30 protein-coding genes, 1 tRNA gene and 1 pseudogene are annotated in these 25758 nt (G+C 67.1%); 13 read left to right on the top strand and 19 right to left on the bottom strand.

The features are described from left to right. Positions 1–120 precede the first annotated feature (120 nt). Positions 121–420, bottom strand: a complete 300-nt coding sequence (locus FRANCCI3_RS04615) for a DUF4193 family protein (RefSeq protein WP_011435374.1) — start codon at positions 418–420, stop codon at positions 121–123. Positions 421–852: 432 nt separating this feature from the next. Continuing rightward, on the bottom strand, positions 853–1242 hold the full coding sequence (locus FRANCCI3_RS04610; RefSeq protein ID WP_035908101.1) for a GroES family chaperonin: 390 nt from the start codon (positions 1240–1242) through the stop codon (positions 853–855). A 422-nt stretch (positions 1243–1664) separates the two neighbouring features. Between FRANCCI3_RS04610 and FRANCCI3_RS04605 the strand changes: the two genes are divergently transcribed. Next, positions 1665–2330, top strand: coding sequence for a hypothetical protein (locus FRANCCI3_RS04605; RefSeq protein WP_011435372.1), 666 nt, complete (start codon positions 1665–1667; stop codon positions 2328–2330). An 897-nt stretch (positions 2331–3227) separates the two neighbouring features. On the opposite strand, the gene FRANCCI3_RS27775 is transcribed toward FRANCCI3_RS04605, so the two are convergent. Beyond that, complete coding sequence (locus tag FRANCCI3_RS27775; protein ID WP_023841029.1) at positions 3228–3485, bottom strand: hypothetical protein; 258 nt, start codon at positions 3483–3485, stop codon at positions 3228–3230. Positions 3486–3906: 421 nt separating this feature from the next. On the opposite strand from FRANCCI3_RS27775, the gene FRANCCI3_RS28515 reads away from it, so the two are divergent. The 3 genes from FRANCCI3_RS28515 to FRANCCI3_RS04590 all read left to right on the top strand — a co-directional run bounded on the left by FRANCCI3_RS28515 (position 3907) and on the right by FRANCCI3_RS04590 (position 6171). Further along, positions 3907–4035 carry a hypothetical protein gene (locus FRANCCI3_RS28515; protein WP_023841030.1) on the top strand — a complete coding sequence of 43 codons (129 nt, stop codon included), beginning with the start codon at positions 3907–3909 and terminating at the stop codon, positions 4033–4035. 300 nt (positions 4036–4335) lie between these two features. Further along, entirely contained in the window at positions 4336–4764 is a 429-nt protein-coding gene (locus FRANCCI3_RS04595; protein ID WP_011435370.1) for an ATP-binding protein, read from the top strand. A gap of 63 nt (positions 4765–4827) precedes the next feature. Then, the gene (locus FRANCCI3_RS04590) at positions 4828–6171 is read left to right on the top strand and encodes a lysylphosphatidylglycerol synthase transmembrane domain-containing protein (protein ID WP_011435369.1); all 1344 of its coding nucleotides are present in this window, start codon (positions 4828–4830) and stop codon (positions 6169–6171) included. Positions 6172–6231: 60 nt separating this feature from the next. Here the strand turns inward: FRANCCI3_RS04590 and FRANCCI3_RS04585 are convergent, their stop codons facing one another. Beyond that, positions 6232–6657, bottom strand: a complete 426-nt coding sequence (locus FRANCCI3_RS04585) for a DUF3618 domain-containing protein (RefSeq protein ID WP_011435368.1) — start codon at positions 6655–6657, stop codon at positions 6232–6234. A 453-nt stretch (positions 6658–7110) separates the two neighbouring features. Here FRANCCI3_RS04585 and FRANCCI3_RS04580 point away from each other — a divergent pair, with 453 nt between their 5' ends. The 4 genes from FRANCCI3_RS04580 (at position 7111) to bcp (ending at position 9859) form a co-directional block, all read left to right on the top strand. Beyond that, positions 7111–7881, top strand: coding sequence for an SCO family protein (locus FRANCCI3_RS04580; RefSeq protein WP_011435367.1), 771 nt, complete (start codon positions 7111–7113; stop codon positions 7879–7881). Further along, positions 7878–8444, top strand: coding sequence for a MauE/DoxX family redox-associated membrane protein (locus FRANCCI3_RS04575; protein ID WP_011435366.1), 567 nt, complete (start codon positions 7878–7880; stop codon positions 8442–8444). The genes FRANCCI3_RS04580 and FRANCCI3_RS04575 overlap by 4 nt, the downstream gene beginning before the upstream one ends. Next, positions 8401–9213, top strand: a complete 813-nt coding sequence (locus FRANCCI3_RS04570; RefSeq protein ID WP_011435365.1) for a DsbA family protein — start codon at positions 8401–8403, stop codon at positions 9211–9213. Before FRANCCI3_RS04575 ends, FRANCCI3_RS04570 begins: the two co-directional genes overlap by 44 nt. Before the next feature lie 154 nt (positions 9214–9367). After that, positions 9368–9859: a thioredoxin-dependent thiol peroxidase gene (bcp, locus tag FRANCCI3_RS04565; protein WP_011435364.1), complete on the top strand. Its 492-nt coding sequence runs from the start codon at positions 9368–9370 to the stop codon at positions 9857–9859. Between the two features lie 71 nt (positions 9860–9930). Here the strand turns inward: bcp and FRANCCI3_RS04560 are convergent, their stop codons facing one another. Next, the gene (locus tag FRANCCI3_RS04560) at positions 9931–10443 is read right to left on the bottom strand and encodes a hypothetical protein (protein ID WP_011435363.1); all 513 of its coding nucleotides are present in this window, start codon (positions 10441–10443) and stop codon (positions 9931–9933) included. 427 nt (positions 10444–10870) lie between these two features. Here FRANCCI3_RS04560 and FRANCCI3_RS04555 point away from each other — a divergent pair. Further along, positions 10871–10954 (top strand) — tRNA-Leu (locus FRANCCI3_RS04555). A gap of 700 nt (positions 10955–11654) precedes the next feature. Here FRANCCI3_RS04555 and FRANCCI3_RS28945 read toward each other — a convergent pair. From FRANCCI3_RS28945 to FRANCCI3_RS04505, 13 genes and pseudogenes are all read right to left on the bottom strand, one after another. After that, positions 11655–12671 (bottom strand): annotated as a pseudogene (locus FRANCCI3_RS28945) (recombinase family protein); the annotation flags it as partial. Between the two features lie 18 nt (positions 12672–12689). Next, positions 12690–13355: an ImmA/IrrE family metallo-endopeptidase gene (locus FRANCCI3_RS04545; RefSeq protein ID WP_011435361.1), complete on the bottom strand. Its 666-nt coding sequence runs from the start codon at positions 13353–13355 to the stop codon at positions 12690–12692. A gap of 50 nt (positions 13356–13405) precedes the next feature. After that, entirely contained in the window at positions 13406–13771 is a 366-nt protein-coding gene (locus tag FRANCCI3_RS24090; RefSeq protein WP_011435360.1) for a helix-turn-helix domain-containing protein, read from the bottom strand. Positions 13772–13860: 89 nt separating this feature from the next. Next, positions 13861–14670 (bottom strand): replication-relaxation family protein, encoded by an 810-nt coding sequence (locus tag FRANCCI3_RS04535; RefSeq protein WP_011435359.1) that lies wholly within the window; start codon positions 14668–14670, stop codon positions 13861–13863. Between the two features lie 130 nt (positions 14671–14800). Then, positions 14801–17098 (bottom strand): type IV secretory system conjugative DNA transfer family protein, encoded by a 2298-nt coding sequence (locus FRANCCI3_RS04530; protein ID WP_011435358.1) that lies wholly within the window; start codon positions 17096–17098, stop codon positions 14801–14803. Positions 17099–17437: 339 nt separating this feature from the next. Then, positions 17438–18121 carry a hypothetical protein gene (locus tag FRANCCI3_RS04525; RefSeq protein WP_011435357.1) on the bottom strand — a complete coding sequence of 228 codons (684 nt, stop codon included), beginning with the start codon at positions 18119–18121 and terminating at the stop codon, positions 17438–17440. Between the two features lie 101 nt (positions 18122–18222). Beyond that, positions 18223–18399: a hypothetical protein gene (locus FRANCCI3_RS26675; RefSeq protein ID WP_023841035.1), complete on the bottom strand. Its 177-nt coding sequence runs from the start codon at positions 18397–18399 to the stop codon at positions 18223–18225. A gap of 209 nt (positions 18400–18608) precedes the next feature. After that, positions 18609–18767, bottom strand: coding sequence for a hypothetical protein (locus FRANCCI3_RS26670; protein WP_023841036.1), 159 nt, complete (start codon positions 18765–18767; stop codon positions 18609–18611). A gap of 179 nt (positions 18768–18946) precedes the next feature. Then, a complete protein-coding gene (locus tag FRANCCI3_RS04520; RefSeq protein ID WP_011435356.1) occupies positions 18947–19177 on the bottom strand; it encodes a hypothetical protein in 231 nt (76 codons plus the stop codon). Then, positions 19174–19302 (bottom strand): hypothetical protein, encoded by a 129-nt coding sequence (locus FRANCCI3_RS28510; RefSeq protein WP_023841037.1) that lies wholly within the window; start codon positions 19300–19302, stop codon positions 19174–19176. Before FRANCCI3_RS28510 ends, FRANCCI3_RS04520 begins: the two co-directional genes overlap by 4 nt. Beyond that, the gene (locus tag FRANCCI3_RS04515; RefSeq protein ID WP_023841038.1) at positions 19295–19495 is read right to left on the bottom strand and encodes a hypothetical protein; all 201 of its coding nucleotides are present in this window, start codon (positions 19493–19495) and stop codon (positions 19295–19297) included. The genes FRANCCI3_RS28510 and FRANCCI3_RS04515 overlap by 8 nt, the downstream gene beginning before the upstream one ends. Further along, complete coding sequence (locus FRANCCI3_RS04510) at positions 19492–19728, bottom strand: hypothetical protein (protein ID WP_011435355.1); 237 nt, start codon at positions 19726–19728, stop codon at positions 19492–19494. Before FRANCCI3_RS04510 ends, FRANCCI3_RS04515 begins: the two co-directional genes overlap by 4 nt. Then, positions 19729–20019, bottom strand: coding sequence for a hypothetical protein (locus tag FRANCCI3_RS04505; RefSeq protein ID WP_011435354.1), 291 nt, complete (start codon positions 20017–20019; stop codon positions 19729–19731). Between the two features lie 186 nt (positions 20020–20205). On the opposite strand from FRANCCI3_RS04505, the gene FRANCCI3_RS25925 reads away from it, so the two are divergent. The 4 genes from FRANCCI3_RS25925 to FRANCCI3_RS23165 all read left to right on the top strand — a co-directional run bounded on the left by FRANCCI3_RS25925 (position 20206) and on the right by FRANCCI3_RS23165 (position 25117). Then, positions 20206–20748, top strand: a complete 543-nt coding sequence (locus FRANCCI3_RS25925) for a hypothetical protein (protein WP_131728909.1) — start codon at positions 20206–20208, stop codon at positions 20746–20748. Between the two features lie 43 nt (positions 20749–20791). Next, positions 20792–23605 (top strand): ATP-binding protein, encoded by a 2814-nt coding sequence (locus FRANCCI3_RS25920; protein WP_011435353.1) that lies wholly within the window; start codon positions 20792–20794, stop codon positions 23603–23605. Between the two features lie 139 nt (positions 23606–23744). Then, complete coding sequence (locus FRANCCI3_RS04495) at positions 23745–24182, top strand: NUDIX hydrolase (protein ID WP_011435352.1); 438 nt, start codon at positions 23745–23747, stop codon at positions 24180–24182. 2 nt (positions 24183–24184) lie between these two features. Further along, positions 24185–25117 carry a PfkB family carbohydrate kinase gene (locus tag FRANCCI3_RS23165; RefSeq protein ID WP_011435351.1) on the top strand — a complete coding sequence of 311 codons (933 nt, stop codon included), beginning with the start codon at positions 24185–24187 and terminating at the stop codon, positions 25115–25117. Here the strand turns inward: FRANCCI3_RS23165 and FRANCCI3_RS04485 are convergent. Further along, positions 25114–25755 (bottom strand): hypothetical protein, encoded by a 642-nt coding sequence (locus FRANCCI3_RS04485; protein WP_011435350.1) that lies wholly within the window; start codon positions 25753–25755, stop codon positions 25114–25116. The genes FRANCCI3_RS23165 and FRANCCI3_RS04485 overlap by 4 nt on opposite strands. Positions 25756–25758: the final 3 nt, after the last annotated feature.

Genomic DNA, 25758 nt, shown 5'->3' with positions numbered 1-25758 from the left:
CACCACCCCCAGCGACAAACTCGCGCTAGGTAGTGGTACGCCTACTCAGACGACCGGGCAACCGGGCAACCGGTCCGCACCGCCCGCCGTCGAGGGACACCCCGCCCCGGGACCCGGCCCTCAGGCCGCGCAGTCCGAACAGACGACGTGACGGACGTCTGCGAGCTGGCTGCGGTGCTGCACCAGGAAGCATCGAGTGCAGGTGAACTCGTCGGCCTGCCGGGGAAGTACCCGCAGCGACAGTTCCTCGTCGCGCACCTCCGCATCCGGAAGGTCCAGCTCGGCCTCGAGGGCGTCCATGTCGTCCCCCAGGTCCGCCGCCGCACCGGCGCGCTGCGCCTTGAGCGTCTCCAGGCTCTGTTCCTGGAGCTCGTCCTCCTCGACATCCGTGCTTCGCCGAGCGTCGAAGTCACGAGCCATGCGTCTCCTTCCTTTCCCTGCCGTCGTTCACCCAATGGGTATGCCAACCCATCGGTCTTGGGTTCGACCGAGCGTGAGGAGCCATGAAACACTGCACCTCAGGACATCGGCTGGTTACAGTACGCAGTGACCCCAAAGATTGAGGTGACGCGATGCCCTGTGTCCGCATTTCCGGGTGCCTCCACCACATCCAAGGGTCCCGGCCGGAACGCGGATCTCCAGAGCCGAGCGAAGGATACGGGGCGGAACCGCGTCAGGCCAGGCAGCGCCTGGCTGGCGCGGTGTCACTCCCGCCACAGCCATGATCAAACATCACGACTCCGGTGGACCGCCCGCATCTCGATCGATGCGGCACCGTACACCACCTGGACGCCGCGCCGTCATCGGATGGTCGGAAAGGGCCACGCAAGCCTGGGGGCCGACCGGCCGGATCTAGAGATACAGACCCGTCAGGCCGTCGTCCAACCGCTCCGCCGCGACGGCGTGCACGTCCCGCTCCCGCAGCAGAACGTAGGTGGTCGAGTGCAGCTCCACCTCGGCCCGGTCCTCGGGGTCGAACAACACCCGATCGCCAACCTGGATGGTCCGCACGGCCGTCCCCACCGCGACGACGTCCGCCCAGGACAGGCGCTTCCCCATATGCGCGGTCGGGGGGATGACGATGCCCGCCTTCGACCGCCGGTCCACGGAATCCTCACGCGGCTCGACCAGCACGCGGTCGTGCAGGAGCCTGATTGGCAGCGCGCCGGACTGCATGACACCCGATTGCGTGCCCACCCCAGCCGCGCCGACCCCGTTGACACCGCCGGACACAACGTTCACAGGGTCGGACACTACCCGCCTTCCAATCACCGGTGACACCCCAGGCGGCATTTCACGACCGCCCGATCGACCGACCACGTCCGCCGGCCGAGACTTTCCACGCCTCCCGGCCGGCATCCACGCACCCCACACCTCCTCACCGGAGGGGCCAGCCCGGCCGTCCTGATTCCCCGCCAACGTTCCGCCCGGGAATGCCCTCGGGTGACGGGACGCGACGAAGAACGCGATACCCCCACTTCGCCTTATCGGAGCAGAGCCAGCCGAACCTCCCCGGATGGGGAATGGTCTCCCAACGCGGTATAAGCTGCCGCCCATCGCCGCCCGGGCTGGCGCTGACGGGGGCGAGCCGGTCACCCCTCGATCGTCCGTTGGCGCCCAGGTAACCGTCGGCACGTAACGAACCTCAGGGATGGGGCACGATCATGGCACTGCGTATCAGCGTCGACCTCGATGGGCTACGGTGGGCCGATCTGTTCCGCTTCGTCGATCTCGCCCGCAGCGGCGGCATCAGCGCGGAGGACCAGGTTGACGTCATCACCTACGGCAGTGACCCGATGTCGGTCAGCCTGTCGGCCCGCATCTACCCGGCATCCGAGGGGTTCCTCTCCACGGAGCAGCCGGACACCTCCGGCGACAGCATGCGCGGCGCCCCGCTCTCGATCAGCCCCGGGGCCGGCAGTCCCAACGGCTCGGGGTTCGCCTACGACGGTCCCACCGACCGCGCGGCCTCGGCCAACGGTGCCCACTACCCGGCGTTCGACAACGCCGCGGACCGTGCGGTCCCGCAGAGCAGCAACGGCCTGCCGTCCTCCTACGGACCCGGGTACGACGGACCCGCCGAGCGGGGCGCTCAGGCGGCGGGGGGTGGGCACTATCCCGCGTTCGACGGCCAGCCCGACCGCATGCCGCCGGGTGCCGGCGGGCAGTTCGCGGGTTTCGAGCCGTTCGACCGGTCCGCGCCGGGCAAGGAGCCCGGAGGTGCCCCCGGGCAGGTCGAAAGTCCCTACATCGAGGAGTTCGCCAGGCTTCAGGAGGGTCTGATGCGGCAGGTCCGCCGCACGGACGAGGTCCGGCCGGACCGGTCCTGATCTGCGATCAGCGCCTCCCCGCGGCCACGCCGTCCGGACTCCGGCTCGGCATGACCATGCGGCCCGTCCCGGCGAACCCACTTCCCGCCCTCACCGCACGTAAGGGAGAGGGAACCATCAGCGGCGTCTGGCACCGCGAGTCAGAAACGGAACGTGAGTCAGCGGTGACGGTGAACCCGAACGGGCTACACCCTTCGTGCCCGCTGGCCCGCTATGGTGCATGCTGCCGGTGATGGAGGATCCGCGCCTTGCTGACGTCGAGCAGTATCACGGGCGACTGCGCTCGGAGCTCGACGTCATCGCCCGTGGGCCGGTCCTGGTCGGCCCGAAGATCGTCGAGCATATTCACTCGCTGATCACCCTCATCGACCTTCATCAGCCGAATGAGTTCGACCTCTGCCTGAGCTGCGACCGTCTCTGGCCCTGCGCGTCGATCATCGCGATCACCGGCATGTCGCCGGGCGCCGCACCGGACAGCCGGGCGGTTGACGAGGCCAGGATGTTCCCTCCGGCTCGCCCCGCGGCCAGACCGCCCGCACCGCAGTCACCCCCGCCACCACAGTCACCCCCGCCACCACAGTCACCCCCGCCACCACAGTCACCGGTCAGGCCGCCTGTCCCGGTTCCTGGACAGTTCCCCGAGCCGATGCCCGGGGCGGCTGCCCACCTGCCCATGGGGTCCCCGGCAGACTCCGACCACCCGCCGTCCGGCGGATACTCCGACCGTTCGGGCTACCCGCCCCCGGCTGCCCATCCCGCCCAGCGGGGTGCTCCGCGGCCAACCGGTGCCCGGCCACGACTGCCCGGCGGGCGGCAACATGCTCCCAACGGATACTCCTCGGACCGGTATCCGACGGGCGGGTACCCCACGGACCGGGACCGGTCCGCCGCGGACGGCTACCCGCCGGCCGTAAACCCGTCGGTGGCCCGGGACGATGTCGTCGTGCCGTCATCCCGGCCCGCTCCCTCGATCTCCGGTCCGGTCGAGATGGCCACGGCCAGGGTCGAGACGCCGCGCTCGATGACCGGCACCGGAACCGGGCCAGGCGGCCCGTCGGACCCCGGTCCCGCGCTGCCGGGGCCCGGACGCCACCAGGGCCGGCCATCACCCCAGCCGGGGCCGACGCCGCCGGAATCCACCCGGTCGGGATCCATGCAGCCGGGATCCACACACCGCGGACAGCCCGACCGCGGACAGCCCGACCGCGGACAGCCCGACCGCGGACAGCCCGACCGCGGACGGCCGGGCCCGGCCGAGTCCCCGGGACGCCCCGCGGGGAACGGGGCGAGAGCCTGGGCAGACCGTCCCCGAGCACCGCAGCGGCGCGCGGAACCGGGTGGGCAGCCGACGAGGGACCAGCCCGGCCCACGGCCCATCGGCCGTCCCGACCACCCCGGGCCGGCCTTCGATCGGAACCCGACCCCGCCCGACGGGCGCGCCCCGGACGGAACCGGTGGTGTACCGCATGGCTACGGTAGCCGGTACGCGCAACCTGGGATCGACCCGCCGAACTCGTCACACCCCGGTCGGGCTGCCATGCCGCGAACAGCCGCGCGAGCGGATGCGGATGCGGACATGGTGCCGTCCCCCCGCAGCGATCTGTCGGCGGCGGCGGCCCGCATCGACCAGACCGCGGTCGACGAGGTCACGCGGGCCTGGATGGCTCGCCGCGAGTCGGTGCTGGACGGCATCGACGTCATCTGACGCCATCCCCGACGTGGTCACCCGCCCGGCCGTCCCAGCGGGGCAGGCCGACCCGCCCCGCTGGGACGGCCTGCCACCCCGGCCCGGCACCCCGGCGGGGGAAGCGCCGATGCCGTCCTCGGCGCGTCGCGTCGCCCGGACGTCCCGGTCGCGGTATCCAGATGCGTCGCGTGGCCGTTGCCCGGCTCGACGACCACAGAGGGTCAGGTTTGGGGGGCGGTCATGGTGGCAGTAACGCGACGCGGCAGACCCCCGCACCGGAACGACGACCGTGACTGACAACCCCCCGGAAGGTGAGGCGTGGCCGAAGCTCTCAGCGCACGCTTCGACCTGCCCGCCGATCCCCGCGCCGCCAGCCGAGCCCGCCGGCTGGTCACCGAGCTGCTCGCCGCTTGGGGCCGCCCGGAGACCGTCGAGGTCGCGCAGCTACTCGTCAGTGAGGTCGTGACGAACGCGGTGCGCTTCGTCGGCGCCCGCGCCGCCCTGTGCCTCACACTGTCCCTGCGCGACGACCGGATCCGCATCGCGGTCGACGACGGAAGCTCGCTGTGGCCGGTGCTGAAGCCCGCCCACGACGACGACGAGTCGGGCCGGGGCCTGCATCTGGTCGCCGCGCTGGCAATGCAGTGGGGTGTCGTCGAGGTACCGGACACCCGGGGGTCAGGCAAGCAGGTCTGGTTCGACCTGCCACGCCAACAGGATCCGATCGAGGCGGTCTGCGGCTCCTGACCAGGGCCGCCGACCGATTCCTCCCGAAGCGTCGTCGCGCGACTTCCGGTGGCCAGGTTGGCAATGAGACTGCTTCAGCTGCTGTTCAGCCAAGCCGCATACCGTCAAGCCGCGTACCGTGACGTACGTCTCCTCTGCATCACGACCGTGATCGCGCCTGTCGATCCTACGGGGGTAGTCATCGAGACTCCGGTCCTGCTCGGCGCTGTCAGCGCCGAGAGCGCCGCCGCGCCCGCGCCCCCGCTTCCACCGCCGGTGGTGCTGACCCGGCAGCTACTACGACGCCCCGGTGCCCACCCGGACGACAACTCCGACGACGTGGCTGCAACGACACCGAGCTCTACAACGAAACCGAGCTCTACAACGACACCGAGGGGCGAGCTCGTCGCATCCCCGGCCGGTGACGTCCACGTCTTCGCCGAACCGCTCGCGCTCCGTCTCGGACCGGTTCGATCGTCCCGGTCCCGGCGGCGCAACGTCCTGCTCGCCGGCGTGCTCGCCGTGCCCCTCACCATCCTGGCCGTGCGCTTCCGCGGCGACATGGCCTCACGGCTGGCCGGCGTTCCCACGCCCCGCTGGCACTGGCTCGTCATCTGCGCGCTCTCCTCGGTCCTGTTCTACTTCGCCAACGGCCTGTCCACGCGGGCGGCCAGCGGCCTGCGGATCGAGCTACGCACCGTGACCGGCCTGCAGGTCGCGGCAGCGGCGGCGAACCGGATCGTGCCCGCGGGTCTCGGGGCCATCGCGATCCATCTGCGTTTCCTGGAACGGCGCGGGATGACGCGTCCCGCGGCCCTGGCGGCCATCACGTCGATCAAGGTGGCCGGCGGGGTGGCGCACCTCGGGGGCATCGTCCTGGTCGCCGGCACCCTCAGCGACTCGGGCATCGGGGCTGCCGTGGCCAACCCGCTGCGGTCCACTGTCCAGGGGCTCGGGCCGGGGCCGTTCGTGCTCGGCTGTGGGGCGGTCTGCGCGCTCGTGACGGGCACCGTGGCCCATCCACGGATCCGGTCGAAGGCCCGGCCGGCGGTGCGGGCCTTCGACACCCATCTGAAGATCCTCGCCCGTTCCCCGTGCCGGGCTCTGCTGCTGCTGCTGTCCCAAACAGGGACACGCTTCTTCCAGATCCTCGCGCTCGCCTGCACGGTCTGGGCATTCGGCACCAGCATGACGTTGCTGTCCGTTGCCGCGGTCTACCTCATCGGCTCGATGGTAGCCGGCGCGGCGCCGACAGCCGGCGGCATCGGCGCGATCGAACCGGCACTGGCCTTCGGGCTCGCGGCCGCGGGCGGTACGGCGGCGTCCATGTTCACCGCGGTCCTCGTCTACCGCCTGATCAGCTTCTGGCTGCCGGTGCTGCCGGGGATCCTCATGCTGGCCTGGCTGCGCCGCACCGGCGACCTGTAAGCGGGGGCAGGGAGTCGGCGCGACCGGCCCGGGAGCGGCCCAGGCGGGCGGGCGGGCCGCTCACCCGCGCCGGGACGACCGGCGACGACGGCGATGACGGATCCCACCCACCAGGAGCAGCACACCTCCACCCACGAGAACGACCCGCTCCCAGCGCACCACCCGGACCACGGTGGCGCCGCCAGAGGGGCCGGGCACCGCCCTGCCGTCCAGCGCACCCCCGGTCAGCGTGCCCGCATCCCCCCGCCGGTCCACGCCATCGGCTCCGACGCCGGCCTCCAGTTCGGGAAGCGCCGGCCCCGGGCCGATCCCGAGGGCCGGACCGTACCTGTGGCGCAGTTCGGCGGTCTTCACCCGCAGCTGCATCTGGGCCCGCTCGGCGACGCGGCGCGGGCTGACGATCTCCGTGATGGAATCGATCGTCTCCGCCAGTTCGGCGCGGGTCTCTTCGATCTGTTGCTGGATCACGGCCGGGTCCTGCGGCACCGATGTCGCCCTCTCGTCCGTTGCGAATGGCGGACGCGCTCCCGCGGCTGGCGTCGATCGGCGTCGATGGACGCCACGGACATCTCCGTCGGGTGCGACCGGCCTGCAACGATCGTGCCAGACACATCACCGCCCGGCGAGACCAAACCGCCAGTGGCGCGACACGTCACGCGGGCGCCCTGACGCGCGGCGTCTCGCCCCGTCCGGTCCCGGTCTCCGTACCGCGCAGCTGGCGCCGCAGACACCGCGCAGCTGGCGCCACAGGCGGAAGCAACCGCACACCGGAATCCGTCCGGCGGGACATTACGCTGAACGCTGTGCGCGACGGCCAGCGGTGCTCTGGCCCGGGTGGGAGTCGCCCCGGGCGACTCCCACCGTCAGCACCTGCCGCAGTCAGGCGGACACGTTTTCCGTGGCCCCGATCCGTCCTGCCCGGCCCTGCCCTGGAGCGTCATGTCCCCAGTCCACCATCCTCGTCACGACACGGGTTCCCGTCACGACGCCGGTTCCCCGCCTGGACAGTTCCCCCCGTCGCGCTCCCGGCGGCGCCGTCCGGCGCTGGCCGGAACCATTGCCACGGTCCTGGTCGCTTCCTCGATGGCGCTGCTCACCGCCTGCGCCGGCTCGGGAACCGACACCGGAGTGAAGATCGTCGATGTGGGCAACGGCGGCGACGGCAGCCTGCACGGCACCGTCCCGGCCAGGCGGCTGGCCAAGCCGGCCCTCAACCTCACCGACGCCGACGGCCGTCCCTTCGACCTGCGCACACGCACGCAGGGGAAGATCACTATGCTGTTCTTCGGCTACACCCACTGTCCGGACGTCTGCCCGACCACGATGGCGGACCTCGCGTCGGCACTCGGCGAGGTGAAACCGGACGTGCGTGACCAGGTGACGGTCGTCTTCGTGACGACCGACCCTGATCGGGATACGGGGGCGGTCCTCAGCCGTTGGCTTAAACAGTTCAACGCAACCTTCATCGGCGTCCGCGGCCCGTTCGACCGGATCCGTACCGAGGCCGAGGCCTTGGGCGTTCCCCTGGAGAAACCGGAGGTCCAGGCCGACGGCTCCGTTCTGGTCACCCATGGCGCCCAGGTCATCGTCTTCTCTCGGGATGACAGGATCCGCGCGCTGTACCTGGCGGGGACCAGCGTCCAGGAATACATCGACGACCTGCCCAAACTGACCGCCGAGCGGTCCGGATCAGAAGAAGCACGGTCTTGAATCCGATCACCTACAGCCTTGTCACCCCCATGCAGCCGGCCAGTCGCGCCGTCTCCACAGTGTTGCGCCTCGGCCTCGGCGTGGTCTGGCTGGTCGCCGGGCTGTTGAAGGTCAACGACCCGGACGGGATGGTGCGCTCCGTGCGGGCGTTCCGCATCCTGCCCGATGCCCTCGTGCAGCCGATCGCGTACGGCGTCCCGTTCCTGGAGATCGCCTTGGGGATGCTGCTCGTCGTGGGGCTCGCCGTGCGGCTGTCCGCCGTCGTGTCCGCGGTGATGTTCGCCGTCTACATCGCAGCGATCGCGTCGGCCGCCACCCGGGGGCTGCGGATCGACTGCGGCTGCTTCTCCTCTGGGGGTGATCTCACTGCCGACGCCCCGACGCACTACACCTCCGAGCTGATCCGCGACAGCCTGCTGCTCGCCGCCGCCGGGCTGCTGGCCTGGCGGCCGAGCGGCTACCTGGCGGTGGACCGTCTCCTCGACCAACCAGTGAACGATCTTTCCGGGAGTACCGCTGATGGCTGCGAAGTCGAAGAAGGCACCGTTGACGACCGGCGGTAGGGCCCCTGGCGGCGGCGCAAGGCCCGACGCGACCCCCCCGGCAAGTGGAGGCAAGACGGTCAGCGGACAGGAGCGACGGGCCAAGGCCGCGGCGGCGCGGGCCGCGGCGGCAGCGCGGGAACGGCGACGGCGGCGCGGCATCATCACCGGCGTGGTGCTGGCCGTTCTCGTCCTGGTCGGCGTGATTGGCTTCGCCGTCCAGAACTCCCGCGAGGAGTCGAAGCCGGTGGTCCTGCCAGCGAGCGCCACCGGCACCGATCACGGCATCGTCGTCGGCAAGGCGTCCGCGCCGGTCACCGTCGACCTGTACGAGGATTTCCAGTGCCCCATCTGCGGGACGCTGGAGAAGACAACCGGGCCGACCATCGGCAAGCTCCTTGACGACGGCAAAATCAAGATCGATTACCACATGATGTCGTTCATCGGGCCGGAGTCGAAGCGGGCAGCGAACGCGGCGGCGGCAGCCGCCAACGAGGGCAGGTTCCGGCAGTTGCACGATGTGCTGTACGCGAACCAGCCCGAGGAGCGCACCGGCGGCTTCACCAACGACACGCTCATCACGCTCGGAGCGAAAGCGGGGCTGACCTCGCAGGCGTACCGGAAAGCGGTCAACGAGGGGACCTACGACGGGTACGTCGCCAAGGTTGACGAGGACGCATCGAAGGCCGGCGTCACCGGCACGCCGACCGTCTTCGTCAACGGCAAGCGGCTGTCCGGGGAGCAGCTCACCCCGGAGGGCTTCCGCGCGGCGGTCGACGCGGCAGCCTGACCGGGCTCCTGAGCAGGGCAGCCTGAGCAGATGGGGGACCTGGGCACGGTCCACGGTGCACAGACCGTGCCCAGGTCCCCCGAACCTCGCCACGTTGGGGATCTGTCCGCCGGGGGTTTGCCGTCCCGCGCGGGCCACGGCTACTTTTCGGGCCATGACTGAGACCGCCAACGCCGCCCGTCTGGTCCCCGGCGACATCGCACCCGACTTCACCCTGCCCGACTCCGAGGGGAACGAGGTGTCCCTGGCGTCCTACCGGGGACGGCGGGTCGTCGTCTACTTCTATCCGGCCGCGTCGACCCCGGGGTGCACGAAGCAGGCCTGCGACTTCCGGGACAGCCTCGCCCAGCTCGACAACGCCGGCATCGACGTGCTCGGGATCTCTCCCGACAAGCCCGCCAAGCTGGTGAAGTTCCGCGACGCGGAAGCCCTGACGTTCCCGCTGCTTTCCGACCCGGAGCGGAAGGTGCTCGCCGCGTACGGCGCCTTCGGCGAGAAGACAATGTACGGGAAGAAGACCATCGGCGTGATCCGCTCGACGTTCGTGATCGGCACGGACGGCACGATCGAGGTGGCGCAGTACAACGTCCGCGCGACCGGTCATGTCGCCAAGCTGCTGCGCGATCTGGGCCTCGCAGCCGCCTGACCGGGACCGTCCCTGAGGCGCCTGGCCGACCCATCCCGCAGGCTTCGTCGGCCGCTTCGTTGACGGCTTCGTCAGCTCGCCGGCCGCAGATCCCAGCCCAGCAGCACGTTCTCCGGACGGTGCGGATCGACCAGCACGGGGATACGACGCGGGCGGCCCGACGAAGCCGTCGCCGCCTCGCTCAGGTCGACGTCCGGGTCGGGAAGGACCGTGCTGCGCACCACCGGATACACGTTGCCCCACGCGCCGGGGCGTTCGATGAGCAGATGAACCTCGGCGACCGGCCTGCCGTTCACCCGCAGGCCCGTGTCACGGACCGCGCAGACGGCCGCGGTCGTCGCCCGACCGGTGTCGATGAGCTTCAACGCCCGGTTCCGTTCGAGGAGGGCACGCTGGGCGGCGTGGCGGGGGCCGGGGCCGACCAGCCGTTGGGCCTCGTTCCCGGTCTCGTTCCCGGCCCTGACGTTGGCCTCGGCCCTGATCTTGGCCCTGATCTTGGCCGGCGGGCTCTCGACCTGTGCCGGTGCCTCGCCGGTGGGCGGAACATCGGCGGGGGCGGAGCGCGGGACCTCGGTGAGGGTCATATGAATCGTCTCCCAGTCGTCCTGGCCAAACCGGCGCGAAACAACCCTGCCGCCGGTCGGATAGCCGTGCGAGTCAGGCTGACGACAACGGCCCTCTCACGGTTGTCGTCCCGACGACCGCGGGACGAGCCTCGGCGACCGGCGGCGTGAGCCCTCTGGACTGTCGATATCTGTCCGCCCTGGCGTCCACCAAACCCGGCCGATACCGGTAAACCTCGTGAATGGCTCACTACGAAGGTTCGTGGCCGGACTGGGGCAGCCTCCATGGCTACCCGCGGCTGCCCACGGTCGTCCACGGCTGCCCACTGTTGTCCGCGGTTGTCCACTGTTGTCCGCGGTTGTCCGCGGTCCTGGTGAGGATGCGGGGCATAACCCGGCGGGAGGCGGAGCGCCCCCCAGGTGAGGCGATCGCTACTCTGGAGGTGACGCGGGAGTGGCGGAATGGCAGACGCAGCAGACTTAGGATCTGCCGCCTTCGGGCGTGGGGGTTCAAGTCCCCCCTCCCGCACCAGAACCCCCGTACTTGAACACCCGCCCGAAAGAGCAGTGATCAAGAGGTCACGGTCAGAAAGATCATCGAGAGCGGCGTCATCCCCCTGGGGAGCGCCGCTTTGTCGTGCCGGGGCAACCTGGCGCTCCCGATCGGCCAGCACGCCGTCCACGGCTTCGGTGAGACTCCAGGCGCGGTGCGCCGAGACCGTGGCCGCGAACGGCTCCTTGAGGTCATCGGAGGTCACCACCGGCTCGCCTTGTACATCGACGTGCAGCTTGGTGAAGATCGCCATGTTGAGGACCTTGCGGGCACGGACACCCGCGCGCCGGTACAGTGTCTGCGGATCTTCGAGCAGCCGGAGCACGGTGGCCAGCACCTCGTGCCCGGTGTCCAGCGGCCGGTCGCTCTCGGCCAGCCGATCTTCCAGCCGGGTGCGCTCCTCGCGTACGGCACGGATCTTGGCTGTCAACTTCTCTTTGGGCCAGTCGGGATCGCCCACGAGGTCCAGCAGACCGTCCTCCCGGACGTCCAGCTCCTTGAGCTGCCGTTCGTACCGGGCCCGCAGGCGGCGACTGGCGTCCGAAGTGCTGGCCATCATCTCGTCGAGGTGGGCCTGGACCGTCGCGCGGAAGTCGGGCGTCAGCCGGACGTTGACGTAGAAGTCCTCGATGGCCCGTTCGACCCTGCTGACGGCCATGTATGGCAAGTCGCACTGGTGATCGAGCCGGCCCTGGCAGATGTAGTAGAAGTACCGGACGCCGCTCTTGCTCTTGCCAGGCATGATGATCAGCCGCCGTCGGCAACGGTCACACCAGACCAGACCCTTCAAGTAGTGATCATGAGTCCGGTGCCGCGTGCCGGCCCGCCGCTCGGCGTACAGCACCCGCTGTACCCGGTCGAAGAGCTCCTGGGAGATCAGCGGCTCGTGCCGCCCCTCGTACTCCTCGCCGTCGTAGCGGACGTAGCCGAGGTAGTAGCGGTCACGCAGCATCTCGCCAATCTTGTTGATCGAGATCGGGCGACTCGCCCACTGCTTCGTGGGCCGGGTCCTGAAGCCGGCCTCCGTCAGGGCGTCCCGGAGGGTATGGAAGTTGAACTTGCCCGTGGCGTACAGCTCGAAGGCCATGACCACGAACGGCGCGCGCTCCGGATCAAGCGCCACCGTGCGTACCTCGCGGCCCTCGAACTGCTCGCGGACGTTGAGGTAGCCCAAGGGCGCCACGCCGAGCGTGCCGCCCTTCTTGGCCTTCTGGCCCATCTTGTACTTGATGTCTTCGCCGCTGACGCGCACCTGGTACTCGTTGAAGACGGCGATCATGCCGTGCATCGCCTGGCCGGCTGGCGTGGTGTCGAGGTTCTTCTCGGTGGCCGAGTGGAGCTGCACGCCGAGCCGTTCGAGCGTCATCATCATGATCGCATCGTCGTAGCGGTTCCGCGCGAACCGCGACAGGGCGTAGACGAAGACGTGCTTGATGTGCCGGTCGGCCTTGATGCGGGCGATCATCTCCTGGAAGGCCGGCCGCTGGTCAATCGTCTTGCCGCTCTTCCCCGGGTCGATGTACTCGTCCACCAGGACGACGCCCAGCTCTCGGGCGCGCTGCTTACAGGCCACCCGCTGAGCCGGCAGCGAGATGCCTTCCGGGTCGTAGTCGGTATTGACCTGCCCGGAAGATGAGACGCGGTAGTAGGCGATGGCCTGCTCGCCGCGGATCGCTGGTGGTCTCTGGTTGATCACTCTTCCTCCTTTCTGCGATTAGGCTGCCACGTCGGGGCAGTCAGCCCCGAAGATCAAGGACGGTCCGTCCAGCCGGAAGTATTCCGAGGCTGGCCGCTCCTCCTCGTCCGTCAGGCCGAGGTACTTCAGACGAATCTGCATAGCCGACATCGACACCTTGAATTGCTCCGCGAGGGCTTCGAGGTCTTGGAGCCCGTTCACCCAGGCTCGTTTGAGCACCGTCCGCGGCATGAGGAAGCAGGCGGCGAAGTGATCGCACACCCGCTCGATCTGCCGCGCCCGATTCTCGGGCTTCCCGTACCCGAACTTGGCGTACATGATCTCGACCGCGGGATCGTCGATGAGGTGCTTCACCTCATGCGCCAGACTAAAACGCCGCCGGCCCACGGGGTCCTCGCGGTTTATGGTAAAAACCGTTCGACCATCGCGTCGCATATGCGTGACACCACCGACTTCCGAGGTCTCCGGTAGCTCAGCGATGGCCGACATCTCGTATCGCGGCTTCACCTGCACCTCGACGTTCGGCAGTTCGCTGATCTTGAAGACATCGACTGGAACTGCGCGGATGGCGAGGAGCTGGAGCAGTAGCGCTGCCTGCCGCTCCGCCAAGATCAGGGCCTCGCCCTGGGTGATGGCTCGCACCGGAATGATCTCCCGGACTCGTGTCAGAATGTCCTTGTTCAAGGCTTCCCCCTTTCTTGGTACGCCTTACATGTCAATGCTGGGATAGATAGCTACGTCTCGCGCGGGCCAGCCTCATACCTCTCTGCGATCCGGGTGACCGCGTCTTCGGCCTCCTGGATAGCTTCGTCTGGTAGGCCCGGGTAGGTCGCACGGAGATAGGCATGCAGTGGCGGGATAGCCCGAGGTACGGTCAGGCCGAGGTAGACAAGCAGTTCAGCCTGGTCGAGCTCCAAGGCGTGGGCAATGCGCTGCAACAGCTCAGCCGTTGGAGACGTCGTGTCGCCGTTTTCAATGCGGGAGATGTTGGAGGGGTGAACACCGACACGCCTGGCGAGCTGTACACCAGAAAGCTGTCGGTCAAGACGTGCACGCCGGATACGCTGTCCCAGCGGTTCGCGATGCCCAGCTTCACTCACGCCTCGGCCCTCCTTTCACATTGCCAGTATCCCTCTATCGTTGCAAGCTTGCAATACTTATCGTTGTCAATAGTTGACAATCATCAGGCTCATTCCCGCAGTACCCGCCCCACTTGTTTCACCGCTTCGTCAAAGAGCACAGCGGCAAGGAGCTGATCAGCCGGTGGCGGCAGCCGGGCGAGGATGTCCCGTACCACTTGAAGCCGGCGATCGTGCGGGACGGTCACCAGCACCCGCGGCGTGACGCCGTCCGGCCCGAGCTGACCGGCACCGGCGAAGTCGACGTAGCGCCGCAGCTTCCGGTACAACGTCTCGGGTGACTCGGTGGCCCGGTCCACCTCCACAAGCCAGGAGTCCTCGACGTCACCGAACGCCACGCAGGCCGAGGCGTCCGGCTTCACGAGGCCGCCAGCCCCATCCGGCCACCAGGCCCCAGCCTCGGCCGCGAAACGGGTCAGCGTCAGCCGGCCGGCCCGTTCCGCTTCCACGAGCTGGACGTACAGCTCGGAGATCGCCAGTGTGTGCTTCAGGAAGGACTGGCCGGGCGTCCACGGTCGCCGCGCCCGCGTCGGCAGACCTACCGCATCGGCATGGAGCAACGGCAAGGCCCGTTGGCCGGCGACGCCGAGGGCGTAGACGTATCCCGCGCTGCCGGAACGGGCGCCGCCGACCGCGCGGTCCAGCGGGGCGACAAGGTCATGGCCGGCGAGTCGGGCTAGTACTCCGCGCCGGGTGCGGTCACGCGATGTAGCAGTGAGATCATGAAAATGCAGTCGGGTGAGCTGTGCGCCGCTGAGCACCCGCACCTTGCCGACATCGTACAGGATGGCTCGGTCCCGGTCGCTGAGCTGATCGACCAGCAGCTCGATCATGGCCGGTGAGTGGCGGGCGGCGGTCATAGGTGACCTCCATAGGGGAGGTCATGTGTCACTGGACGAAGAGGATAAGAATGCCGGCAGGACAGCGGAAACAGCCGGGCTGTGGTCGACGGGATCGGGTGGGCGAGCGGTGGGGCGAACGGGTGGGTGGTCATGCTGTGCCCCCTCGCCGACGGCGGCCGATGGTCCCGCCGGTGCCGGTCTCGTCCGGGCGGCCGACACGGGCGCGCAAAGCCGCTTCGACGTCCTCGCGGGCCGTGCCGAAGCGCTGGCGGCTGGCTTCGGCCAAGTCCCGGCCGTCACGCAGTGCATCCGGTAGCGGCAACGTCTTCCCGGTCACCGGCCGATACGTGGTGTTGTTGATGTTGAGCCGGAGCGCCACCTCGTACGCGCTCAGGCCCATGAGGTCGTCCCGGGTCAGGGGCGCGAACCGTTGGGCCATCTTCTGGGCGTCGTCGTAGTCGAGTTGGAAGACGACCGACGAGCGCACCGTCCCCAGTACCGCCGACTTGATGGCGTCCGAGAGCTGGCCGAGCTGCTGGTTCGCCAGCGTCAGCCCGACACCGAGGCCGCGGGCCTGAGCCAGCATGTCGGCGATGTCCAGTGGCAGCCGCAGGACATCCTGGAATTCATCTACGTGGACCATGACCGGCCGCCGCTGCTCGGCGGGCACGGCGGCCCGTGCCAGGGTGCGCTGCCAGAAGAGGGCCACCAACAGCGCGCCGAGCAACTGCGCCGTGTCGGTGCCGATGACGCCCTTGTACAGCGGGGCCAGCACGATGCGGCGTTTGGTGAACAGTTCGGTGAGGTCGAAGCCCTGGCTCTGCCCCAGCATGAGGCGCAACGGCGAACGGGTCAGGATGGCCCGCAGCTTGTTCATGGCTGGCCCGATGACCTGCAAGCGCTGGACGTCGCTCATCTCCTCGTAGGCGTGCCAGAAGGGTCGGACCCCGGCCGGCACACTCGGCTGGTTGGTCACGGAGCGGCGAAATGTCGGATTCATTAGCAATTCTGGGACCTCGGCCAGGGTGAAGGCTGAGCCGTCCGCGGCCGTGGTGTGCGTCAATGTCAACAGGGAGCTGCGCAAGACGTCCGTGGTCCGCGGGCCGAACGAGCTGCGCCACAGCTCGGCCATGATGTGCACCACGTTGTCTACGGCCAGTTCCTTGTCCTGCTCCGTGCGCAGGCCCCCGAAGAGGTTGAAGCCCACCGGCCGGGCGGTGGCCGATGGGTCGAGCACTACGACGTCGTCCGCCCGTTCCTCCGGCACGCGGGCCAGGAAGTCGTCCACCAGGTCGCCCTTGGGGTCGATCAGCAGGACGGCGAGGCCGGCGGCGGCATCCTGGAGCGCCACGTTGTCGATCAGGGTGGACTTCCCGACGCCGGTCGGCCCCAAGAGGTAGAGGTGGCGCAGCCGGTCCGGCGTCCGCATCGCCAGGGGTACGGCCTCGCTGCCGTAGTTGCTCTGCGCCAGTATCGTGCCGGTGCGGGGCATCCCCGGTGACGGAGCCAGGAGGCGGCTACCGCCCTGCGGCATGCCCGGCAGCGACACCGAACCCAGCAGAAAACCGACCAGGCTCGGTAGTTCGACACTGCTGAGTAGCAGCGGCCAGCGGGTCAACGGCAGCGCCCGCCGTTCCATCCGCCGGGCCACGATGTCGGCCGGCAGCCAGCGGCGCACCATGCTGACGCCCGGGGCGTTCGGCCCGTGCAGCGTCGACCAGGTACGCGCCAGCAAGGTCTTGGCCCGCCGGTGATCGGCCGCCACGACTCCAACCCGGGCTACGGCGTGCAGCAGCGGATCGGCTTCCTTGGTGCGCTGGGCGCGTACAGCTTCGGCATTGGCCGGCACCGTGCCCTCCACGAGGTAGGTACTCCACCAGCCGTCGCCGGCACGGGCCGAGGCGCTGTGCACCGGAGCGCTGTTCCCGGCGCTGGTCAGCGCCCACTGCACCCGTACTTCCTCGCCCGAACGCAGCGGCTGAAGCGACGACAGGTGGCTGGCCGTGATGCTCTCGGCTCGATCGCGCGACAGCGGCCGGCGGCGGGAGGTCATGGTCAGTTCGCCGGCAATCCGGCAACGCAGCTGGCGGTCCAGGAACTCCGGGGCGGCTTCCAGCCTGGCGCTGGGCAAGCCCGCCCGGATCGTGTTCAGCAGACGGGCCTCGGCAGCCTTCGGCAGCAGCACGTAGTGCGTGATCCCCTGCTGGGTGGCCACGATCTCTAGGCCCAGCGGCGGCAGAACCAGCAGCGACCAGCGCGGCGCTTGGGTTGCTGCGGCAACCAGCGCCAGCCACTGAGCTACGTCGTCGGGCTTGAGGTCGAACGGGATGGTCAAGCGGTAGGCCACCAGGGACGTCCGCCAGCGCCGGGCGTCGAGCGCCCGCATCCCGATGATGGTCCCGAGCACCAAGAGGGTGCTGGCCGCCACGACGATGGCCGGGATCACGGGCGGGCCTCCGTCTCGCTTCGGCCGCTGGCCGTCCCGACCATGAACCGGGCCGCCTGGTTCGGCATCCGGGCGCCGGAACCAATAGCAATGCTGGCCCTGGGTGCACGGCGCACCCGGACTGTTTCTTGTCCTGTCATACGTTTCCTTTACTAACTGGTTGGATTTCAGGTGTCGCGGGCGGCAAACCTGCCGAGGGCGGCCTTGATGCTGGCCGGCAGTGTGGCGACGGACCCTATTTCTCCTTATGCTCGCCGCAAAAGCGGGCTGTCAAGCGCGAAATAGGCCGCCCGGTATTTGTACCTCTGGTAGATCCGTAGCGAATTCCGCAACGTCCGCCTACTGGTTCCGGCGCTCGGCCCGGATGGTCCGGACCAGTTGTCCGGCTACGGCATTGGAGATCCGTAGCTCCTCGCGCAGGGCATCGCGGGTAATCGGCCGCCCGGTGGCCTTGCGGTGCGCGGCATCGGCCTGGCGCGCCCGGCGCACAAGGGCGGGAGCCAGGACCGTCTGCGGACGCGGCCGGTCCGGGACCTCGGCCTCGGTCGTCCCGTCATCGTCCCGGATGGCCGGGACGGCGGGAGATGGACCGTCCGGGACGGCCGGCTGGTGTAGCAGCGCCAAGAGGCGCGGCGCGACCTCGCTCCATCCGATGAGCAGGCCGGGGGCTATAGCGTCGAAGGCTGCCCGTCCCCAAGCACCGTCCAGCAGCGGCTTGGTGGTGTTGAGGGCGAAGGTCATGAGGCCGCAGAGCACGAGCAGGAGCCGGGGACCGACCAATCGTCCCGGTGCGCCGTTGGCCCGCAGATACTGCACCGCGGCCAGCAGCGCCATGACCGACAGATCGACGGCCGGGGCCACCAAGGGTGCCGTCCAGCCGGGGACGCCCAACTGGAGGCCGAGCGACCAGCCGCTGCCGAAGCCAAAGGCGAACGCCAGGACGGCGATGACGAAGACCACGCCCGTGATGCCGTGCCGCACCGCCACAGCCGTCCGTCCGGTGAACGGCGTGGCGCTGCCCACAGAATCCGACCCCGTTTTGGGTTCGGTCCTGTCCATGCTTGTAATGACGCTCCTCTGAAGAGTAGAAAGGAATACATCCGCCAGGAGAATCGGTTCGGCGGTTAGATCGCCGGGCCGTCGGCACTCTGGCCGGTCGCTGGCGGGGGCGGGGTGCGTACCTCGTCCCCTTCTTGTTCCTCGATATCCCGGCACGCCAGCAGAAGCGCCTGGATAAATAGTTCTACATCGATGTCCTTCCGGGGCTTCCCACGTACCCGGATCTTGTCGCCTTTTACCATAGACCTCCTTGTAGTTGCACCTCTTGTTGGCGTCGCGCGAACGGCATACGCGCCGCAAACGATCCGGAAGTCCGACCGGCCATGATGGGCGACACCCCCCCACTTCTCCTTATGCGCGCGACAAGATCGCATTGTCAAGGAAGAAATAGATGACGCCCACGACGACCCCTGCTGAAACTGTGGAAAACACGCTGCCGGCGCCTGGCCGTCTATCGGCGCCGCAGCACGAGCCACACCACGGCTCCCACGGCCGCCGCGATGGCGCCCGGGATGACCAGCGGCTGGATTGCCTCGTAGGCGACCCGTAGGGCGATGCAGAGCACGGTGAACGCCACGATGGCTTTCACCACCGGCGAGTCCCAATCCATCTACGTAGAGTCCTTTCTCTCCCGGTTGGAAATGCGGTACCGCCTACAGCGTCACGTCGCTGTCGACTTCGTCGCCCCAGACCGAAAACTCCTTTCACCTGGCGGCAGGCATGGCTATCGCCAGCCTGCCGCCAGGTGGGACAGGGATTAGTGAATGGGGAATCGGCGAGGGAGCCGGCCTACGCCGGCCGATAATCCTCGTGGTTCTCGGCCATCAGCGGCAGGATGTCCACATTGGCCAGTGCCTCGCCCAGCCGGACGGCCGCGGCCTTCCGGCGGGCCTTCTCTTCGCCGTAGCAGCTCATGAAGAGGGTCTGGTACGAGTCGGTCAGGACCGAAATGGTCTCCGACCGCAGCGCCTCCAGCGGCACGCGGACCACCACCTCGTCGTGGAGCCGGCGCGTGCTCACTGCTTGCCCTTCGAGCGCTTGCGGGACGGAGTGCCCATGGTCGACCGGGCATCCCGAACCCACTGGTAGAGCCGGCCCGCCCAGAAGGCCACGAAGATCAGCACAACCAAGATGAGGTCAGTCATCGGGGTGGCTCCGCTCGTCAGAGTCACGCGGCGTCTCCGAGGCTCGTGCCCGTCGGCGCTCAAGCTCCTTCTGCGCCACGCGAATCGTGTTTTCCCTGTCCAGCCGACTGATCCAGAGGCACTGGACGAACACGACGCACACCAGGAGGAGCAGAACTGCGCCGAGGGCGATCAGGGTGATCTGCGTGATCACTGACCCCACCTGCCACCCTGGTTGCGGGCGTGGAAGAAGGCGGCCCGCCGCATGCGCTCCTCCGCACGCCGCGTCTCCTCCCGGATGTCGTTCATGGCCGCCTGCGCGGTGTCCTGGATGTGACGGGCACGAAGCCAGGGCATCCCGGCCTCCCGCGCCGTCTTCCAGGCGTACGCGATGCCGCAGGCGCCCATGACCGCCAGGACCACGAGAATCACGATCAGCGCGGCCACTCAGCTCACCTCCGAGCCGAAGCGGTGCACGATGCGGGCGAGGTTCATGTTGGTCGTGTTCGCGATGAGGTCCAGGGCCTCCTTCGCGTCCGGCGCAGCCGCCTCCAGCTGACCGCGCACCCGCATCAGGTAGGCCGCCTCCGACATCGCCGCCTCGGTGACGCTGGACACCGCACGCAGCACGGCCTGCTCGTGCACGACCGCGCCGTTGAGCCGCACCAGGGCCTTGGCTGTTTCGCGGGGAATCGGTGTACCGCCTCCACCGCGCGGAACGAGACTGCTTCCGCTCATGTCACTCCCTTTCTCGACGCCGGGACCCATTTCCCAGCAGACGAGAGGAAGCTATGGATCAGCCGCATGTCCGGGAAAGATGGTTACTGGACAAGTTGCCGGACAAGGGGTGTCCGGCAACTCGAAGCTCCATAATTTGAAAGATCATTGACCGCAGCAACCCGCCGTGTTTAAATCAGTAAAGAAATGACCGAATTGCCACCACAGCCCGAATTCTTCGCGCCGTTGCCCGAGCGCGAGTCGGGTTCTGAGCGCCAACTATTTGACCTCGATAGCATGACCGATACCGAGGTTACGGTGCTCGCCGAAGCATTGGGCTGGGCAGGATATGAGATGAGCCCGGAAGGCGAAGCGGCCGCTGACAGACTTACCGCCGTTCTGGTGGGCGCTGTGGTTCAACTTGCGGAGCGTGAACCGTCGCGTGGAAAAGAACTTATTTGCCGCTGGGCAAACAGCGGTAACGGTCATCAACGGACGACTGCCGTGGATTGCGCCGTAGGGCTGGCCGAATTTGACTACCCGTTCGCGAGAAAACTCATCGCCTACGTGGGCGGCACGCCGAGCGCTGGGATTTCCGGTGATTCCGCTATGTTCGCGGCAGCAGAGATTAGGGAACGCGGAAACGCGGAACAGGCTGCCGACCTTGAATCGGAAGCCTCGGGGTCCTTCTCTCGGCTACCTGACGGTGCGAGGTTGACTCCCAACGGCATCCAGATCGGTCAGCCGTAGACAGCCGTTTGCCTTCGGTACGGATGTAGGCCATCATGGGTCGGTGAAGTCAGATAAAGACCAGCTCGCGGACGAACTCAACGAAGTAGCGCGACGCTCGATCCCACACACTTTCACGCGGCACTTCCAAAGTCCGCCGCTTGCGATCCCGATGCTGCGTCGTATCCTCGATAGCCGCGATCCTGGCCTTTTTACACAGAACCCGGGACGCGCGCTGCGGGTCCTTATTGATCAAGCAGTCGCTCAGCTTGAGGCTGCTCCCATGGCACGCCTTCAGGACAAATTCACCTGGCGTGAGCTCGGTGCAGAAATATTTGCAGATAGCAACAAGTCGTACAGCGAAACGTTCCAGGAGATCCGGACGGGTTGCGGCGAGCCCCTCCTATCAGAGAAAACCGTTCAGCGCGCAATTGAAGATCTCCGTGACAGGCTGGCGGCCATCCTGCAGCGGATGGAAATCTCCGATCGGCATTTCGTACTTGCCGAAGATCCGGAATATGTTTCGCGACCGGATCTTGAGAAGAGGTTTTCTGAGGTGCTTTCCTCTGGAGAGCGTCTGGTTCTGATTCACGGTGAGGCGGGTACCGGAAAAACCACACTGGCGCTCCACCTGACTCGGAGTTTCCTTCGGTTTGCGGCGCACGACTGGATTCCGGTCATACCCTTTCAAGAAGGGGGTAAGGGGCCAGTCGAAGATTCATTCCGCGAGATGCTTGATCGTCACGGATTTGCGGTTTCGGATGTCGGCGTAAGTGAGCTAGTTGTAACCTTCAGAAAACTCGTCACCAGTGAAACACCGCCACCGGTCGTTGTACTCGACAACATAGACTCTCGTACTGAACTGGAGAGATTCGTGCCGCCGGGAGTGCGGTCACGGATAATTATTACCAGTCGAAAGAATCTCGACAGCAAAGTGGTAAACATCGCGCCAATCGAAGTCATGAATATGGCGAACGATGAGGCTGTTCAGCTAGTTTCCCTGCACAGTCAAGGGTTGCAGGAGGATGGTAAAAAATATCTTGCTGAGGCGCTAGACTTCAGGCCGCTCGCGATAGTGCACGGATGCGCCTGTCTGATAAACGCTCCTTACAATGGTGATCTCACAGCCTTCCTTGAAAGTCTGCGCGAGAATGTAGCGGTCGTGCTAGAGAGCTACGGCGACGACGAGGATACGACGATCACAGCGATCTACCGCATGATTGTCGACGCCCTGAAGCGCCAGCCGCAGTATGTGCTTCTTGCACTCGACCTGGTGATCCTTGCGTACCCCGTGCGCTCTGTCCAGGAAGCTCTGCGTCTATCGTGGCCGCCATCGGACGTGGTCGAAGGCCAAATCAGCAAAGAGCTAAATCTCGAAGATGAGGCAATCCTTAGCAAAGGCCTGCGAATCATCGAACGCTGGAACCTAGTACACCCAAACGCGCTACCATTCCTCCATATACACAGTCTGACACGTGAACTCGTTGCCTCGATCCGAGGCGACGCACTGGCTGCCGTCGCCGTGCAAGCCTATAGAGTAGCATCACATCGACTTAATTTGTCATCTTGGATGGGCGGTGCACCGATTCCTTCCTCCTGGCCGCAAGAAGTCGAGTACATGCTCGCGAGCTTCGATATTTCGGCTCGCGGCTCGGCGGTCAGAACTGGCATTGCCTTCTCGCAAGGGGACGAGACAGATCCGCTATGCCAAGTGCCGGCACTTTTTCTCCGCCGTGGAAGGCAGCGCGAAGAGATGTCAGCGGAGGCCGTCAATGGCGCCCGGTCGGTCCTATCTGAACCCTGGTCCCGGCGCTTCACGGCCCTTGAGACTGAAGCACTCGAACTCGGAATCCTTGATGAGGTCGGAGATGTTCTCAATACGGTGCGTGCGCGTCGACCTGATGCGTATGTGTACGAGGCGCTTCTATCGAGCGATCTCAGGCCGCTAACCGAGGCTTACACGACCGACGTGATCGAGGATGCTCGCTGGCACATCGACCATCCCTTGGCAACTGAAATGCCTCTTACTCCCGCCCAGCACAGCTATGCCCTTGGCGTGTTCCATTTTCAACGATGCGAGTGGAAGGAGGCCGAAGCCTGCTACATGCAGAGTTCGGAATTCTACAAACTGCTGGCTAGCGAGAAGGCTGAATTCGGCCTGTATGCGCTTGAAGCGGGGCGTCGCCTTGCGGATCTCGACCTTCGCCGAGGCGATTTGAATTCTGCAAATGAACGGATCTATGCACTTCTATCAGAGGTCTTTGAACTTGGCAAGTCCGGCATTGTGGATGCGTTCTTGAGTCGACGTATTACCCAAACCGGCCTGCGGATACAGTCGGAACGGATGTTGCGTGGTGCTCCGAGCGGCGGCAACATCGACCAACTCCTGGCCCTTTATCAGGACCTGATGCTGAAGTTCGCAAAGACTGGCAGTTCTCTGCCTCTTCTTGAGGTGGAGTTTGCTCGGGCGGTGATGACTGCGCTGGTCGACAACAAGCAGGCGAACAGGATGCTCACCGATCTGGGTAGCCGTTGTAGAGACTCTGGCTATAAGGTCGGAACTACGGTCTGTATGGCCACTCAGTTGAAAGTCATAATCGCAGTACATGCCGGCACTGCAAAGCCCGCTCGGTTTGCGCAGCTTGCAGAATGGGCGCTTTCTCTCGCAGAAGATTTTGTCGAGGTCAGCCGTTTCTGGCATGCCGATGTACTATGTTCCGCCTTGGCTTGCGCTATTCTCGGAGATGTACCTGACAGGCGAGCGGAGGAAATACGATCCAGAGCGCAGGAAGCGGCATCGCTGATCAGCCGTCCTGACAAGATGACCGTTGCGGAGAAGGTAGGCGGAGTGCCGCCATATTTTCTCCTCCGAGAATAGCTGCTGGCTCGGGACGAGTGCAGAGTAACGTCTGAATGACGGCGTGGCTTCTCTCCGTCAACCACAGAGGGCGCTCGCTGGATAGGTCTATACCTCAAACGTATGGACATGCTCCACATAGCTCACTACGGTCCGGCACATGACCGCCTCTCACCGTCACCAGCTCACCGCTGACGTCCATCTTCTCCTGCTGGACGGCGATCAAGTGCTCTTCGGCCGCCGCCAGAACACCGGCTACGAAGACGGCGCCTACCACCTCCCGTCCGGCCACCTCGAAGCGGGTGAGTCGGTGATCGCGGCCCTCGTCCGCGAGGCCAAGGAAGAAATCGGCGTGACCATCGAGCCGGAAGCCGTCGAGTTCGCGCACGTCATGCACAATTCGTCGAGCGGCGGCCGGGCGGCCTTCTTCTTCGCCGTGCGCAAATGGGACGGCGAGCCGGACAACCGCGAGCCCGACAAGTGCAGCGAGCTGGCCTGGTTCCCGCTGGACGAGCTGCCCACCCACCTGATCGCCTACTGCCGCACCGCCCTGGAGCACATCGCCGCCGGTCAGCCCTTCTCGACCTACGGCTGGTAGCCGTGGCCACCGATTCCGGCCCGGTGGTTTGCTTCAGCTACCTGGCCGCCGCGTCACTGTGGAACGTCGAGCGCTTCCCGCAGGCCAACCACGGGGCCGAGGTGCAGCGGTCTGAAGCCTCCATCGCTGCCGATGGCCCGATGGTCGCCGCCGTCCTGGCCGCGCTCGACATCCCAGCGCTCGTGATCAGCAACAACATCGGTGACGATGCGCCGGGCGACCAGGTCAGAGCCTGGCTCCACCGGGGCCGTGTGCTGACCACCGTCGAGACGGTGCCCGGCCTGGCGACGCCGCAGATCGTGATCGTGGCGGACGAGGACGGCACGCGCACCTGGTTCCCGTACCTACAAGGAGTCGCCGAGGCCCTGACCGCGGTCGACCTTGCACCGCTGGCCAGGGCCTCCTACGCCTACGTCGACTGCTACAAGGTAATCGAACCGGCCGCGATCCGGGCCATCCAGGCCGCGCGGACGCCCAGCGTGCCACTGCTGGTCAACCTCGGAGGGTCGGTCCTCACACCGATGGTGGCGTCCGTCCTCCGGGACTGCCCGGATCTGATCATCCAGACCAACGTCGACGACGACGCGCACGAAACTGCCCCGGCCGTAGCCGCCACCCTGCTGGGCCAGACCGGAGCTTCGTGGGTGGTAGTCACCGCCGGGGCGGCCGGGGCGTGCGCGGTGGGGGCGGATGTCACTGTTTCCGTGCCGGCCGTCCCGGTCACGGTGCGCCACACCCACTGCGCGGGCGCGGCGTTCTCCGGTGGGCTGCTCTACGGCCTGCTCCACGGCTGGCCGATGCGGGACAGCTTGGCCCTGGCCTCGGCCAGTGGTGGGCTCCGGTGTGCGCGAGCCCACCACGAACCGCTGCCGCATCTCACGGAACTGCTGGCGTGCGGTGAATCGCTGGATCAGCTACCGGCGGCCGTCCGCTAGAAGAGATCCCACTCCCGCAGCAACCCCGTCAGCTCGTCCAGCCGTTCCCTGGTCATCCGCTTACGGGCCGCGTCGCCGGCCGTCTCCTGCTCGGCCCCGTACTGCCACCAGCGCTCGCCGGTCCCCCGGTCCATGACCAGGAAGCGCTCCTTCACGGCCGGCCCGCGGATGACCAGGGACACCGTGTATGGCTCGGCCACTACGGCGTGCACCATGCTGTGGTGCAGGGCGTAGGTGTCGCCGATCTGCTCCTGCCGGACTTGGAGCGCAGTCAGGGAGCCCGGCTCCGGTTCGGCGTCCACGTCGAGGTCGCCGAAGAGGTAGTGCCGGTACTCCCCGCGCACGATGCGGCTGGCGTACGACCAGCGGTGGTTGTGCGGCCGGTCGAAGTAGCCGGGCAGGAAGACATGCAGCCGCACCCGGATGCCGGCGTCATCCTGGTACAGCACGATCTTGTCCAGGATGTCGTAGTGCTCGCACAAGGCCAGCAGCTCCGGCCGGTTCGGTAGTTCGAGGAGCGCGACCCGGATCAGATCCGGGTCGTCGGCGAACTGGGTGAGCGCCTTGCGGGTGGCGTGCTCTACGGCGTCGATGTCGTTCCAGTCCAGCCCGCGCAGTGGCTCGATGACATGTTCCATCTG

Origin of the sequence: Frankia casuarinae (assembly GCF_000013345.1) — a bacterium.
Taxonomy (GTDB): domain Bacteria; phylum Actinomycetota; class Actinomycetes; order Frankiales; family Frankiaceae; genus Frankia; species Frankia casuarinae.
The sequence above is the reverse complement of the archived record's forward strand: the minus strand, read 5'-3'. Positions and strand labels throughout refer to the sequence as shown.

What these genes read in the sequence shown, in the direction of transcription:
- FRANCCI3_RS04615 (WP_011435374.1), bottom strand. Translation starts at nt 420, where the DNA reads ATGGCTCGTGACTTCGACGCTCGGCGAAGCACGGATGTCGAGGAGGAC.
- FRANCCI3_RS04605 (WP_011435372.1), top strand. Translation starts at nt 1,665, where the DNA reads ATGGCACTGCGTATCAGCGTCGACCTCGATGGGCTACGGTGGGCCGAT.
- FRANCCI3_RS27775 (WP_023841029.1), bottom strand. Translation starts at nt 3,485, where the DNA reads ATGGATCCCGACCGGGTGGATTCCGGCGGCGTCGGCCCCGGCTGGGGT.
- FRANCCI3_RS28515 (WP_023841030.1), top strand. Translation starts at nt 3,907, where the DNA reads ATGGTGCCGTCCCCCCGCAGCGATCTGTCGGCGGCGGCGGCCCGCATC.
- FRANCCI3_RS04590 (WP_011435369.1), top strand. Translation starts at nt 4,828, where the DNA reads ATGAGACTGCTTCAGCTGCTGTTCAGCCAAGCCGCATACCGTCAAGCC.
- FRANCCI3_RS04580 (WP_011435367.1), top strand. Translation starts at nt 7,111, where the DNA reads ATGTCCCCAGTCCACCATCCTCGTCACGACACGGGTTCCCGTCACGAC.
- FRANCCI3_RS04570 (WP_011435365.1), top strand. Translation starts at nt 8,401, where the DNA reads ATGGCTGCGAAGTCGAAGAAGGCACCGTTGACGACCGGCGGTAGGGCC.
- bcp (WP_011435364.1), top strand. Translation starts at nt 9,368, where the DNA reads ATGACTGAGACCGCCAACGCCGCCCGTCTGGTCCCCGGCGACATCGCA.
- FRANCCI3_RS04560 (WP_011435363.1), bottom strand. Translation starts at nt 10,443, where the DNA reads ATGACCCTCACCGAGGTCCCGCGCTCCGCCCCCGCCGATGTTCCGCCC.
- FRANCCI3_RS04535 (WP_011435359.1), bottom strand. Translation starts at nt 14,670, where the DNA reads ATGACCGCCGCCCGCCACTCACCGGCCATGATCGAGCTGCTGGTCGAT.
- FRANCCI3_RS26675 (WP_023841035.1), bottom strand. Translation starts at nt 18,399, where the DNA reads ATGGTAAAAGGCGACAAGATCCGGGTACGTGGGAAGCCCCGGAAGGAC.
- FRANCCI3_RS26670 (WP_023841036.1), bottom strand. Translation starts at nt 18,767, where the DNA reads ATGGATTGGGACTCGCCGGTGGTGAAAGCCATCGTGGCGTTCACCGTG.
- FRANCCI3_RS28510 (WP_023841037.1), bottom strand. Translation starts at nt 19,302, where the DNA reads ATGACTGACCTCATCTTGGTTGTGCTGATCTTCGTGGCCTTCTGGGCG.
- FRANCCI3_RS04505 (WP_011435354.1), bottom strand. Translation starts at nt 20,019, where the DNA reads ATGAGCGGAAGCAGTCTCGTTCCGCGCGGTGGAGGCGGTACACCGATT.
- FRANCCI3_RS25925 (WP_131728909.1), top strand. Translation starts at nt 20,206, where the DNA reads ATGACCGAATTGCCACCACAGCCCGAATTCTTCGCGCCGTTGCCCGAG.
- FRANCCI3_RS04495 (WP_011435352.1), top strand. Translation starts at nt 23,745, where the DNA reads ATGACCGCCTCTCACCGTCACCAGCTCACCGCTGACGTCCATCTTCTC.
- FRANCCI3_RS04485 (WP_011435350.1), bottom strand. Translation starts at nt 25,755, where the DNA reads ATGGAACATGTCATCGAGCCACTGCGCGGGCTGGACTGGAACGACATC.